The following is a 13,808-nucleotide window of genomic DNA, read 5'->3' as shown; positions in this document are numbered from 1 at the left end:
CCGGGCGCCGCCCGTACAAGCATGCCGCCGCCGCCCGCGGCGGCCCCCGCCAGGGAGAAACCATGCGTGCCTCACCCCTCCGACGCCGGCTGCAAGCCGGCATCGCCGCCATGGCGCTGCTCGTCACCGGCATGGTCGTCACGCCGAGCGCCGCCCCCGCCAGCGCGGCCGCGTGCGACACCGCCACGAACATCGCACTCAACAAGCCCGCGACCGCCTCCTCGGTCCAGGGCAACAGCTACCTGCCCGCCAAGGCCGTCGACGGCGACGCCGCCACCCGGTGGTCGAGCCAGTTCAGCGATCCCCAGTGGATACAGGTCGACCTGGGGGCGGGTACCGCGGTCTGCCAGGTGGTCGTCGACTGGCAGACGTCGTACGCCAGAGCCTTCCGCCTGGAGCTGTCCAACGACGGAAGCAATTGGACGACGCTCTACTCCACCACCGCCAACACCGGCGGCGTGCAGACCATCGACGCCGCCGGCACCGGCCGCTACCTGCGCGTGTACGGCACGCAGCGCGCCACCGGCTACGGCTACTCCATCAAGGAACTGACCGTGCGCGGTGGGAGCTCGGGTGGCGGCGACTGTCAGACGCCGCCGGTGTCCCAGGACTTCGGGCCCAACGTGGTCGTGTTCGACCCGTCGATGTCCAGCGCGTCCATCCAGAGCAGGCTGAACGCGATCTTCGCCCAGAGCGAGAGCGCCCAGTTCGGCAGCCAACGCTACGCGGTGATGTTCAAGCCGGGCACCTACAGCGGCATCAACGCCAACACCGGCTTCTACACCTCCGTGCTGGGCCTGGGCCGCAACCCCGACGACGTCACGATCAACGGCGACGTGACGGTGGACGCCGGCTGGTTCGGCGGCAACGCCACCCAGAACTTCTGGCGCTCGATCGACAACCTGGCGATCGTGCCCAGCAACGGCACCAACCGGTGGGCGGTGTCGCAGGCCGCGCCGATGCGCCGGGTGCACATCCGCGGTGACCTCAACCTTGCCCCCAACGGGTACGGCTGGGCCAGCGGCGGGTACATCGCCGACAGCAAGATCGACGGAAGGGTCGGCCCCTACTCCCAGCAGCAGTGGTACACCCGTGACAGTCAGATCGGCGGCTGGGTCAACGGCGTGTGGAACATGGTGTTCTCCGGGGTGAGGGGCGCCCCCGCCACCAGCTTCCCCAGCCCGCCGTACACGACCCTGGCGACCACCCCGGTCGTGCGGGACAAGCCTTACCTGTACCTCAACGGCGGCACCTACCACGTGTTCGTGCCCAGCCTGCGAACCAACGCCTCCGGTACGACCTGGTCGGGCGGGTCGACACCGGGCACCTCCGTGCCGCTCACCCAGTTCTACCTCGCACGACCTGCCGATTCGGCGGCGACCCTCAACAATGCCCTGGCCTGCGGCATGAACCTGCTGTTCACGCCGGGTGTCTACCATCTGGGCCAGACGCTGAAGGTGACCCGGCCGGACACCATCGTGCTTGGCATCGGCTACCCGACGCTGATCCCGGACAACGGCATCAGCGCGATGACCGTCGCCGACGTCGACGGCGTCAAGCTCGCCGGGCTGCTGTTCGACGCGGGCGCGGTGAACTCGCCGTCCCTGCTGCAGGTCGGGCCGAGCGGCGCGACCACCAGCCATGCCGCGAACCCGACCACGCTGCAGGACGTGTTCTTCCGCGTCGGCGGAGCCGGGCCGGGGAAGGTCACCACGGCGCTGATCGTGAACAGCGCCAACACGATCATCGATCACATCTGGGCATGGCGCGCTGATCACGGCAGCGGGGTCGGGTGGACGGTCAACCCAGCCGACACGGGCCTGATCGTCAACGGCGCCAACGTCTCCGCGTACGGGCTGTTCGTGGAGCACTTCAACAAGTACGAGGTGATCTGGAACGGCCAAGGCGGGCGCACGATCTTCTTCCAGAACGAGATGCCCTACGACCCGCCGAGCCAGGCCGCATGGCGTAGTGACGGGCGCGGGTACGCCGCGTACAAGGTGGCCGATTCGGTGACGTCGCACGAGGCGTGGGGCATGGGCAGCTACTGCGTGTTCACCGCCGATCCGAGCATCGTGGCGGAACGCGGCTTCGAGGCTCCCGACAGGCCGAACGTGAAGTTCCACAACATCCTGACCATCTCGCTGGGCAAGGGCTCCATCGAGCACGTCATCAACGACACCGGCGCGTCGACCGGTACCACCGTCAAGCCGGTGAACATCGTCAGCTACCCCTAGCGCGGGGCGGGACCCGTCGACTCGCGCACGATCAGGTGCGTCGGCAACACGGCCGATTGCCGTGTCGCCGGCGCACTGTCGTGAAGGCGCGCGAGCAGCATCGACACCGCCACCCGTCCGGCCTGCTCGATCGGAGCGGCGAGCGTGGTGAGGGTGGGGTAGCAGAAATCCGCTCCGAACATGTCGTCACAGCCGACGACGCTGATCTCATCGGGCACGCCGACACCGCGCTCACGTAGCCGCGTGAGCATCCCGATGGCAAGAAGGTCGTTGAAGGCGATACACGCCGTGGCGCGGGTGTTGATCAGCGCGTCGGCGGCGGCCGATCCGGACATCCGACCGGCAGGGAAGGGGCCGAGACGGTGTACCGGCAGCCCATGCCGGGCCGCCGCCGCGACCAGCGAGCGCCATCGGGCCTCGTTGGCCCAGGAGTTCTGTGGGCCGGACATGTAGACGATCTCTCTGTGCCCCAGCGAGATCAGGTGCTCGGCCGCCTGCGCCACACCGGAGGGGGAGTCGAGCACCACGCTCTCGACGCCGCGCACCATGCGGTTGACGGCCACCAACGGCAGCTCGGCGGCCAGCTCCGCGAGCAGACGACGGGACAGCCGCGAGGTGGCCATGATCGCCCCGTCGATCGACTGCCGCATCTTGGACAGCGTGTGCGATTCCAGTTCGCCGGAATTCTCGGTGTCGATGAGCAGGTGGGTGTAGCCCGCGGCTTTGAGCTGGTGCTGTGTGCCCCGGATCAGCCCGAAGTAGAACGGGTTGGTCACGTCGGACACCAGAACCGCGACGGTTTCTGTGCGTCCCGAGGTCAATGCGCGGGCGTGGGTGTTGGGCACATAGGACAGTTCGCGGGCCACCGCCACGATGCGCTCGCGGGTGGCCGCGTTCACCCGGCCGGGCCGCGACAGCGCGCGGGACACGGTGGACGCGGCGAAGCCCGTGGCCTCCGCGATGTCATTGATCGTGACACGTGGTCGCTGCACGTTGTCGCGATTGTCCATGCACGGAGGAAAACACGGCATGACAGGAATGGCAACCGTTTGCCAGCCTTGATTGTCAGGCGCTCCCGATGGTGGCGGTCGGCTACACCACCGAGGCTCACCCGGATGAGGATTCGTCCAGGCCTAGGGGCGGCCGGTGACCGCCAGGTTGACGCCAAGGGCGATCAAGGAGGCTCCGGTGAGCCCGTTGACGGTCTTGCGTACGGCCGGCCTGGCGAAGACCCGGCGCAGCGCCCCCACGATGTTGGCCACGAGGAGGAACCACAGCACGGTCCCCGCCAGCGCGATCAGTGACAGCGTCAGCGTGTCGCCCAACGAGGCCCCATGGGAGACGAACTGCGGCACCAGCGCGACGAAGAACAGTGCCGCCTTGGGGTTGAGCGCGTTCGTCAGCAGCCCTTCGGTGAACGCCGCCCACGGGCCGCGCCTTGCGGCGTCGGGCAGGTCCAGCCGCAACTCGCCGTCCTTGCGCAGAGCGGCACGCCACGCATTGATCCCGAGATACAGCAGGTAAGCTGCCCCGACGACCTTGACCACGGTGAACGCCATGGCGGAGGTGGCCAGCAGGGCCGCGATGCCGGTCGCCGTGGCCACCACCCACACGAACACCCCGACCGAGATCCCGGCGGCGGCGGCCATGCCGTACGCGCGGCCGGAGACGGCGGAGCGCCGGACGACCACGGCGAAGTCGGGCCCGGGAGATATCGCCCCGAGCATCACCACACCACCGAAAGCCACAATCTGCGCCAAACTCGTCACGCGCCCACCCTAATACCGGTCCGGTTCTATCCAGCCTGGTACTGCTAGGCCATGCTCGTCTGGCCAGATGCGCACAGGCGGACAAACCCTCGCCCGTGATGGGCGTGGGCTCTCCGCGGTGTACGGCTACAGGCAGCTGACCGACTCGACCCGGGAGTTGTTGTACGAGCAGGAGTCGATGAGCTTTCCGGACGGGTTGCGGATGTACCCGGTGTCCGCGACCTGGTTCCAGATGTAAGCGAACGTCCCTCCGGACCGGCCCCAGTAGCGGATAGTCGAGGTGTTCCTCCCCTTACCGGTCCGCACCGTGACCGTCTTCCCGGCGCCGAGGGTGAACGTACCGAACGTGTAGACGTGATCCGACGCAGACGTCTTGTCGCGGAGGGTCCACCCCTTGAGGTTGATCGCCTTCCGGGTGGTGTTCTTGAGTTGCGCCCACTCGCCGTTCAGGCTCCTGTTCGCTCCGTTGTCCGGTGACCCGGGCGAGTTGTAGTAGATCTTCACGAACTGCACCGCGGGGAGCGCGGCGGCCTGGGCCGGCGCAACAGGGACGAGCACCACGGCCAAAGCGGCAGCGGACAGAACCAGGGAGAGAGAGCGCACCGGTGGATCCTTCAACATGTGAGATATGGGGCAAATGTGAGACGGCCGGCCTCCGGTGCAGGTTGGCATGGGAACTCGGTTTTCCTTGCCCGGTTGTGCGGGGTTCCAAGTTCACGCGGAAGCGGGCTGCCGGGCCCGTATCGCCGGTTCAGGCCGGCCCACGACTCGCGTTCGTCACGGGCTGCGAGCACAGGCGTGGGACCTCGGCCATGGGGACGTTCTCTGTGAGGCTGCGGAGCAGGAGGGTCTCGATGGCGAGCAGCATCGTCCTCGCCGTCTCACGGGGCAGGTAGGCGGTGTCGATGATGAGGCTGAGCCGGCCGGTGTCGGCCGCCGTGCCCACGGTGAAGAACACCTTGAAGCGGACGCCCGGCCAGGCGTTCTCGACGTACGTGCGGGTCTTCCCGGTGAGTGCGGACAGGTCCTCGTCAGGGGCGAACTTCGGCAGCGAGGGCCAGGTGCCGATGCCCCGGCGGTCGTTGAAGAACGCGTCCAGGTCATGTTCCCGGCCCCGGCGGCGGCCGATCTCCTCGCGCATGGCCTGCATCGCGAACGGATCGTAGCGCGCGTTCCGGTACGCCCCCAGGGCGGTGGTGTGCGCGGCCAGGCAGGCGGCGGCGAAGTCCGTCGTCGGCAGGTCGAGCACGAACAGGGCGTCCTGCCCGACGGTGCCGACCATGGTGCGGGTGCGGGCGTCGCGGCGGTTGCTGTGGACGAGTTGCATGACGGCCTTCCGGCGGCCGCTCACCACGGCCAGGACCGTGGCGCAGGCCGCGAGCAGGACGCTGGTCGTGCTGACGGTCCAGCGTTCGGCCAGCCTCGTGGCCGCGGCGGCGAGCGCGACGGACTCCATGCCGACCTCGATGAACCGCGGGTCCTCCGGCTCTTGGGGATCGTGGTCGAACACGTCCAGAGGGGCCTCTTCGAGGACCGAGAGCCAGTACTGGACGGACCTGCTGGAGTGGGCCTGCCAGGACTCCTCTTGCTCCAGGGCCGCCTGGTCCATCGGCTGCCAGTCGGCCGGTGCCAGGTCCTCGCCTTTGAGCAGTGCCTTCCACTCCGTGGCCAGCAGGTTCAGCGCCTGGTAATCCACTGCCAGGTGGGAGAAGCTCAACGCCAGCGCGAACGGGCGGCCGTCCTTGAGGACGACTGCGCAGCGCAGCGGCAGGTCGTCACCGTGTGCGAACGCGGTGCGGCTCATCTCCACGCCGAGGCGCTCGGCCACCCGCAGCCCACGCTCCTCGCCCGCCTCGACCAGGTCGACGGTCAGTTCCCCGCCGCGCGCCACCCGTTGCACCGGGCCGTCCGGCGTATCGATGAAGGTGGTGCGCAGGCTCTCGTGGCGTTCGAGCAGCACGCGCAGCGCGGCCAGCACGGCGCCGAGGTCGCGTCTGCCGTAGACCGGGAGCACCCAGGGGCAGTTGAGGTAGGACTGGCTGTCTCCCATCAAGTGGACGGCCCGCCACATGAGCCGCTGTCCCCAGGTCAGCGCCGCCTCGCCGTCCCGCTCCCCATGGAACGGCACCTTCACGGAGCCGTTCACCCCGCCCGTCATGCCGTGCCGTCCTCACCGAGCCGTGCGGTGCGCGGGCGCATGTCCGTCCAGACCTCGTCGATGTGGCTCAGGCACTCCTGCTCGCTGCCGGTGAACCCCTCGGCTCGCCACCCGGCCGGGAGTCGCCGGTCGAGGGGCCACAGCGAGTACTGGTCCTCGTCGTTGACGACCACCTGGTTCATGTCACACCTCCGTCTTTCGGTACGGGTGGGGGTGGCCGGCCGCTCGTGCGCCTCGGTACGCGTGCCGCTCACCGGAGGACTTCCGTGTCCAGCAGGTGGGCCGCTTCCTCCTCGGAGAGGCCGGAGATCTGCTCGATCAGCAGGCTCTCCACCGCGTCGGCCAGCCCGGCGACGGTCGGCCGGTCGAACACCGTGCGGATCGGCACCTCGACGTCGAGGGCGTTGCGCAGCAGGCCCACCACCCTGGTGGCGAGCAGCGAGTGGCCGCCCAGGGCGAAGAAGTCGTCGAGTGCGCCGATCCTGTCGAGGCCGAGCACCTCCGTCCAGACTTCGGCGACCAGCGTCTCCGCGTCGGTACGGGGCCGCACGAACTCGGTGGCGGGCTCGGGCTCGGGCGCAGGCAGCGCCGTCAGGTCCACCTTGCCGGTGATGGTGAGCGGCAACGCGTCCATCGGTACCCAGGCCGTGGGCACCAGGTGCGGCGGCAGGGTCTCCGACAGCCGCCGCCGCAGGTCGTCCGGGTCGGCGGCTCCGGTCACGTACGCCACGAGCCGGTCGCCGTCCGCGGCCACCACCGCCTGGCGCACCCGCGGGTCGGTCAGAAGGGCCGCCTCGACCTCTCCCGGCTCCACCCGGAAGCCGCGTACCTTCACCTGCCCGTCGAGGCGGCCGAGGAATTCCAGTGTCCCGTCGGGCCGCCACCGCGCCCGATCACCGGTCCGGTACAGCCGGGAGCCGGGCGGGCCGTAGGGGTCGGGGACGAACCGTTCCGCGGTCAGGGCCGGGCGGCCGAGGTAGCCGCGCGCCAGCCCTGCCCCGCCCAGGCACAGCTCGCCGGGGACGCCGGGGGGCACCAGCTCGCCGTACGAGCCGAGGACGTGCGCGGTCGTGCCCGCGATGGGCCGTCCGATGGACGGGCGGCGGTCGGCGTCCGCCGCGCCGAGAGCGGCGGCCGTGGCGATGACGGTCGCCTCCGTCGGTCCGTAGGTGTTGACCAGGCGAACCCGGTCGCCGAAGCGGTCCCGCCAGCGGCCCACGGCGGCGGCGTGCGCCTGCTCGCCACCAATGATCACCAGTCGCAGCCGCTCCGGCCAGGTCAGGTCGTCGAGCGCCTCGGTGGCCCGGTGCCAGTACGCGGTCGGCAGATCGAGCACGGTGACCTGCCGGCCGGCGGGAGTGCGCAGCACGTCCGGCAGGGTGGCGGCGCCGTCGGGCAGCAGCAGCACCGCCGCTCCGGCCGTCAGCGCCGGGTAGAGCTCCTCGGCGTGGGCGTCGAAACTGAGCGACGCGAACTGGACGACGCGGTCGCCGGGGCCGATGCCGTACGCCTCCCGCATCCAGCGCACGCGTCCAGCCAGGGCGCCGTGCTCCACCAGCACGCCCTTGGGGCGGCCGGTCGAGCCGGACGTGTAGATGACGTACGCCGGGTCACCGGGCTCGGCCATTCGCCACTCATCGCCGTCGCCGTCGCCGCCGTCGTTGTCGTTGTCGCCGTAGGCGGCGCCCCGATCGATCGGGGTGGTGAGCAGCGGGGTCCCCGGTGGCAGCCGGTGGGCAAGCTCTTCGTCTGTCACGACCAAGCGGGCGTCACTGTCATCGATCAGGAATGCGAGGCGTTCGTCTGGATATTCCGGATCGAGCGGCAGGTACGCGGCCCCGGCCCGCCACACGGCGAGCAACGCGACCAGCGCCTCGTCAGAGCGGCCGAGGCAGACGCCGACGACCGCGCCCGGGGCGACCCCGCGCCGCCGCAGCGCCGCGGCGAGCCGCGCCGTCCTGGTGTCGAGTTCCCCATAGCTCACCCGCTCGTCGTCGCGGACCAGCGCCGTGGCGCCGGGGGTCACGGCCGCGACCCGCGCGAACATCGCGGGGACCGTATCCATGACCGTGACCTGCGAGGACAGCACAGGGGCCGAATCCCCGGCCGTGACCTGGGAGGACACCGCAGGGACCGTATCCGTGACGGCGTCGTGGGAGCTCGCGGGCTTGCTGCTCTCGGCGAGGATCGCCTCGTCTGCGGCCGTCAGCATCGGCAGGCGTGAGATCGGGGTGGCCGGGGCATCGGCGATGGCTCGCACGAGTGCGGTGAACCGCTCGGCGAGACCCTCGACGGTCGCGGCGTGGAACAGCGTGGCGTCGTAGCCGAGCACGGCCAGCAGGCCGTCGCTCTGGCGCCAGGTCTCCAGGGCCAGGTCGAACTTGGCCTGCCGGTACCCACCGTCGAACAGCTCCACCCTGAGATCACCGACTCGCTCGGGCGGCGCGCCGTCACCGGCCTGGCTGTGCAGGATGACCATGGTCGACAGAAGGGGGTTGTGGTGGACGTCCCGCGGCAGGCCCAGCTCCCCGGCGAGCCGCTCGAACGGGACGGTACGGTGCGCGTGCGCCTCCAGCACCGTACGGCGGGTGGCGTCGAGCAGATCGGAGAAGGCGGGGTCCCCGGCGAGATCGCCGCGCAGCACCAGGGTGTCGGTGAGGTAGCCGACGACCGGTTCGAACTCGACGCGGTCACGGACCGCCCACGGCGTACCGACCAGGATGTCGTCCTGCCCGCTGTGCCGTGCGAGCAGCACCTGGTACGCGGCGACCAGCACCATGAAGAGGGACGCGCCGTGCTCCTGCGCCAGCCGTTCCAGCCGGGCGACGACCTCCTCGGGGATCGGGAACGGATGGAAGGCCCCCTCGGGCCGCCGTTCCCCGGGCATGTCGGTGGGCAGCTCCAGCACCGGCGATCCGGCGAGCCGGCGCCGCCAGTACTCCAGCGCCTCGTCGGCGGCCGGCCCCGATTCGTGTTCCCGCTGCCACCACGCGATGTCGCCGTACTGGACGGGCAACGCGGGAAGGCCCGGCTCGCGGCCCTCGATCCCGGCCTGGTACAGCGCGAACAGGTCGTCGAGCAGGATTCCGAGGGACCACCCGTCGGCGATGATGTGGTGCAGCACGAAGCAGAGCACGTGATCGTCCGGGCCCAGGGCGAGCAGGCTGACCCGCAGCGGCGGTGATCCGGCCAGGTCGAACGGTGCGTTGGTGCGCGCGGCGACCAGGCTCCGCGCTCGTTCCTCGGCGTCGGTGAACGAGGTCAGGTCGAACCGTTCCACGGGAACGGGGCCGGGCGGGTGGACGACCGTCACCGGTTCGCCGTCGGCACCGCCGTCGGCGAACGAGGTCCGCAGGCTCTCGTGCCGTGCCACCACGGCGTCCAGGGCGGCGTCGAGCGCTACGGCGTCCAGCCCGCCGCGCAGCCGCAGCACCAGGTACATGTTGTAGGAGGCGTCCCCGGGATCGAAGCGCTGCAGGAACCAGAGCCGCTGCTGCGCGGACGACAGCGGCGGGTTCACTCCGGCCGGGCGGGGCGGCACCCCAGGAGGCTCGGGCGACTTATCGCGCAGGTCCACGATCTCCTCGCGCAGGCTCGTGATCTCCTCGGCGACCCCGGTGATGGTGGGGTCGTCGAAGAAGGCGTCGAGCGACATCTCGACCCCGAGGCGTTCCCTGATCCGCGCGGTGATCTGGGTGATGGTGATCGAGTGACCGCCGAGGTCGAACAGGTCGTCATCGTCGGCGATCTGGTCGAGTTCGAGGACCTCCTGCCAGATCAGCCGGATCTCCTCGACGAGACCATCGCCACCTGCCGCGCGACGGCGGCCGTCATCGGGGACCGGCCCCTGCCCGGACGGTGCCGCCTGGCTGAACGGTGCCGCCTGGCTGAACGGTGCCGCCTGGCTGAACGGTGCCGCCTGGCCGGACGGTGCCGCCTGGCCGGACGGTGCCGCCTGGCTGAACGGTGCCGCCGGTTTGAGCGGTGCCGTCGGCTCGGGCAGGGCCGCGCGGTCGAGCTTGCCGATGGGGTTCAGCGGCAGGGCGTCCAGCACGACGTACGCGCTGGGCAGCGTCGGCCGGGGCAGGGTCCTGCCCAGGTGGGCGGTCAGCGCCCCGGGCTCGGGAGACGCGCCCGCCGCCGGTACGACGTACGCGATCAGGCGGGGGTCGCCTGTGTCCGTACCGGCGACCAGCACCGCCGCCTCGGCGACCTGAGGGTGGTCGAGCAGACGGGCCTCGATCTCGCCGACCTCGATCCGGTGGCCGAGCAGCTTGACCTGACCGTCCTGGCGGCCGAGGAACTCGATCTCGCCGTTCGCCCGATGGCGCGCCAGGTCGCCGGTCCGGTACAGCCGCGAGCCCGGCGGCCCGAACGGGTCAGGGACGAACCGCTCTGCCGTGCGGCCGGGCCTGCCCCGGTAGCCGCGCGCCACCCCGGCACCGCCGATGCACAGCTCACCGGCCACGCCGGTGGGCACCGGGCGCAGCGCCTCGTCGAGCAGGTACACCTGGGTGTTGGCGATCGGACGACCGATCGTGACGACTTCAGGGATTTCGCCGGGCTCGCTGAGCTCGCCGACCTCAATAAGCCGCCTGACCTCACCCAACCGGCGACGCTCACCCAGCTCACCGTGGGTAGGGCGCTCACGGAGCTCGCCCCGCTCACCCAGCTCACTGCGGGTAGGGCGCTCATGGAGCTCGCCAGGCTCGCCAGGCTCACCCCGCTTACCGCGGGTAGGGCGCTCACGGAGCTCGCCACGCTCACCCAGTTCGCCGAGCGTGCTCCAGATGGTCGTCTCGGTCGGGCCGTACACGTTGACGACACGGTCGAACCGGGCCCGCAGTTCGCCCGCGAGCCGGGGTGGCAGGGCCTCCCCGCCCGTCAGCGCGGTCGCCCCGGTGATGCCACCGGGCAGCAGCAGTCGCCACACCGACGGGGTGGCCTGCACGTACGTTACGCCCTGCTCGGCGACCAGACGGGCCAGCGCTTCGGGGCGGCGTACGGCGCCGGGGGAGGCGACGACGACCCTCCCCCCGGTGATCGGCGGCAGGTAGAGCTCAAGGGCGCTGATGTCGAACGCGGGCGAGGTGAGCGCGAGCCAGCTGTCGTCCGGCCCCGAGCCGAGCCGGTCGCGCATCGAGAGCAGCAGGTTCGCCAGGTTGCCGTGCTCGACCTCGACACCCTTCGGACGGCCGGTCGACCCCGAGGTGTAGATCACGTACGCAAGTTCCCCCGGTGACGCCGGGCTCACCTCGTCCACCCCGGCGGAATCGGGATCCTCGTGGGCCTGGGCGGAATGGGGATCCTCGTGGATCTGTGCGGAAGTCGGATCCTCGTCCACCCCGGCGGAATCGGGATCCTCGTGGGCCTGGGCGGAATCGGGATCCTGGGCCTGGGCGGAAGCCGACCCCTCGCCCATCTCGGCCGAGTACGGCTCCGCGTCCACCTCCGCCCGGTCCGGGTTCTCCCCGTCCACGAGGAGAACCGGTCCCGGCAGGGCGCAGGGCGCGGGGGTGTCCGTCAGGAGCAGCCGTGGCCGGGCGTCCGCCATGATCATGGCGAGCCGTTCCACCGGATGGTCCGGATCCAACGGCAGGTACGCGGCGCCGGCCTTGTGCACGGCGAGCAGGGCGACCAGCAGCGTTTCCGATCGCGGCAGATGGACCGCGACGAGGTCGCCGCGGCCCACTCCGGCCCGCCGCAGCCGCCGCGCGAGCCGGTCGGCCGCCGAGTCCAGCCCGGCGAAGGTGAGCGAACGGCCGTCGCAGGTCACGGCCACCGCGTCGGGACGAGCCCTCACCTGCTCGGCGAACAGGCCCGGCAGCGTTACCGCCCCGGAGACCCCGGAGGCCCGGGAAGCCCCCGCCTCGGAGGCCTCGAAGACCCCCGAGACCCCCGAGGGCCCCGAGGCCCCGGAGGCCCGGGAAGCCCGCGCCTCGGAGGCCCCGGAGACTCCGGAAGGCCGGGAAGCCCCCGCCTCGGAGGCCCCGAAGACCCCGGAGGCCCCCAATGACTCGGAGGCTCCGAATGCCTCGTATGCTCCGGACGTTCCGGAATAGACCACCGCGGTGGCGTTCCATTCGATGAGCAGCCGCGATCGCTCGGCCGGGGAAATGACGTCCAGATCGGCCAGACGTACTCCGGGATCGGCGGCGGCGTGGCGGAGCAGCGCGCGCAGGCCGTCGCGGAACCGGACGACGGTGTCCAGGTCGACGGCCGCGGGGTTGAACCGCAGGCACGTGTCGAGACCGTCAGGGCCGTCCACGAACTGCAGGTGCAGGGCGTTCCGCACGCCTCCGCCGAACATCGTCCAGTCGACGGACAGGTCGAGACCAGGGAACTCCGGCTCGGCGTCCCGCCTGCGGTAGCTGATCGACACGGGTGCCACCGCGCCGCGCGGCGCCAGGCTGAGCGCCCGGGCGAGCGGCACCTCCCGGTGCGCGTACAGATCGCGCAGCTCGCTGCGGACCGCCCGGATGAACTCGCGGAAGCTCTGCCCGGACTCCGGGCGTGCCGTGACGGGCAGCTCGTTGACGAACGGCCCAATGTGATCGCGGGTCGCGGGCCCGCGCGTCGTCACGTCGATCATGACGGTCGGGTTCTCCACGCCGTACCTGAACAGCAGCCCGTGCACGGCGGCGACAAGCGTCTCGAAGGTCGTCGTGCCCGTCGCCCCCGCCACTTCGGTGGCGAAGCGGCGCAGCTCGTGGTCGGCGCCGTCGCCGACCTGCTCACCCGGCCCGTAGCGCCCGGCCGTACGCCGCTGCCCCGGCAGCACGATCTCCGCGGGCTCGGTCCAGCGTCCCGTCCAGAAGTCGCGGGCGGCGGGCAGCGCGGCGGAGATCCGCTCCCGCTCGGCACGGGCGACGTCGGCGAAGGGCAACGGCTGCCGGGGGGCGGCCCTGTCGGCGTAGTACCGGGCCAGGTCACGGACCAGGATGTCCTTGGACATGCCGTCGAAGACCAGGTGGTGGGCGACGAACAGCAGCAGGTGCCGTCGTGGGCCCGCGGGAGCGAGGACGAACCTGGCCGCCGGCCCCTTCTCCAGGTCGAACGGGCGGCGGGTCTCGTCTGCGATGAGCCGGTCGAGGGTGGAGGGTGACCGGTGGATCGTCACCATCGGTGGGTACGGCGACGCGCCACCGTCCGACCGGGACGCGCCACCGTCCGGCCGGGACGCGCCAGCGTCCGGCCGGGACGTGTCACCGTCCGACCGGGGGGAGGGGCCGGGCAGTTCGATGACGGTGATCGACGGTTCCGCCGGCTCGGCCAGGTGAAGTCCGTCACCGTCTTCCACGACGGTGGCGGCAAGCACCGGATGCCGGGTCACCACGTCGGCGCACGCCGAGAGCAGCGCGGACACGTCGAGGTCGCCGTCGAACCACAGGGCGAGCGGCATGTGGTACGCCGAACCGGCGCCCAGCCGCTCGCCGATCCAGATGCCCTGCTGGGCGAACGAGGCGGGACTGCTTTCCTGTCCGTGGGTCATGTGCGTTCTCTCCGGTCCATACGCGTGGGCCGCCGGGCTTCCACGCCGGTCACCGCCGCCGACCTGCGCAGCGGTCCCCGCACCGCCCCGAAACATTTCGCTCCCAGAACCGATATTTCGGCCTGTCATGCTCAGTGAACGAAGATAGAAGT

Annotated in this window: 7 protein-coding genes; 1 reads left to right on the top strand and 6 read right to left on the bottom strand. The window is 70.9% G+C overall.

All coding sequences use genetic code 11. The annotated features are described in order from the left end of the window. Nucleotides 1-62 precede the first annotated feature (62 nt). Complete coding sequence (locus tag ABD810_RS29365; protein WP_344947614.1) at nt 63-2,237, top strand: discoidin domain-containing protein; 2,175 nt, start codon at nt 63-65, stop codon at nt 2,235-2,237. Here ABD810_RS29365 and ABD810_RS29360 read toward each other — a convergent pair. The 6 genes from ABD810_RS29360 to ABD810_RS29335 form a co-directional block, all read right to left on the bottom strand. Beyond that, nucleotides 2,234-3,229 carry a LacI family DNA-binding transcriptional regulator gene (locus ABD810_RS29360; protein WP_344947611.1) on the bottom strand — a complete coding sequence of 332 codons (996 nt, stop codon included), beginning with the start codon at nt 3,227-3,229 and terminating at the stop codon, nt 2,234-2,236. The two genes, ABD810_RS29365 and ABD810_RS29360, sit on opposite strands and share 4 nt — an antisense overlap. A gap of 141 nt (nt 3,230-3,370) precedes the next feature. Beyond that, on the bottom strand, nt 3,371-3,964 hold the full coding sequence (locus ABD810_RS29355; RefSeq protein WP_344947608.1) for a LysE family translocator: 594 nt from the start codon (nt 3,962-3,964) through the stop codon (nt 3,371-3,373). A gap of 168 nt (nt 3,965-4,132) precedes the next feature. Then, nucleotides 4,133-4,609, bottom strand: coding sequence for a lamin tail domain-containing protein (locus ABD810_RS29350; RefSeq protein ID WP_344947605.1), 477 nt, complete (start codon nt 4,607-4,609; stop codon nt 4,133-4,135). A gap of 148 nt (nt 4,610-4,757) precedes the next feature. Then, nucleotides 4,758-6,164: a condensation domain-containing protein gene (locus ABD810_RS29345; RefSeq protein ID WP_344947603.1), complete on the bottom strand. Its 1,407-nt coding sequence runs from the start codon at nt 6,162-6,164 to the stop codon at nt 4,758-4,760. Further along, the gene (locus tag ABD810_RS29340; protein WP_344947600.1) at nt 6,161-6,346 is read right to left on the bottom strand and encodes an MbtH family protein; all 186 of its coding nucleotides are present in this window, start codon (nt 6,344-6,346) and stop codon (nt 6,161-6,163) included. Before ABD810_RS29340 ends, ABD810_RS29345 begins: the two co-directional genes overlap by 4 nt. Nucleotides 6,347-6,414: 68 nt before the next feature. After that, nucleotides 6,415-13,656: an amino acid adenylation domain-containing protein gene (locus ABD810_RS29335; protein ID WP_344947597.1), complete on the bottom strand. Its 7,242-nt coding sequence runs from the start codon at nt 13,654-13,656 to the stop codon at nt 6,415-6,417. Nucleotides 13,657-13,808: the final 152 nt, after the last annotated feature.

Source organism: Sphaerisporangium flaviroseum (assembly GCF_039537005.1).
Lineage (GTDB): Bacteria > Actinomycetota > Actinomycetes > Streptosporangiales > Streptosporangiaceae > Sphaerisporangium > Sphaerisporangium flaviroseum.
The sequence above is the reverse complement of the archived record's forward strand: the minus strand, read 5'-3'. Positions and strand labels throughout refer to the sequence as shown.

Excerpts from the sequence above, each read along its gene's own strand:
- ABD810_RS29365 (WP_344947614.1), top strand. The coding sequence starts at position 63 with ATGCGTGCCTCACCCCTCCGACGCCGGCTGCAAGCCGGCATCGCCGCC.
- ABD810_RS29355 (WP_344947608.1), bottom strand. The coding sequence starts at position 3,964 with ATGCTCGGGGCGATATCTCCCGGGCCCGACTTCGCCGTGGTCGTCCGG.
- ABD810_RS29345 (WP_344947603.1), bottom strand. The coding sequence starts at position 6,164 with ATGACGGGCGGGGTGAACGGCTCCGTGAAGGTGCCGTTCCATGGGGAG.
- ABD810_RS29340 (WP_344947600.1), bottom strand. The coding sequence starts at position 6,346 with ATGAACCAGGTGGTCGTCAACGACGAGGACCAGTACTCGCTGTGGCCC.
- ABD810_RS29335 (WP_344947597.1), bottom strand. The coding sequence starts at position 13,656 with ATGACCCACGGACAGGAAAGCAGTCCCGCCTCGTTCGCCCAGCAGGGC.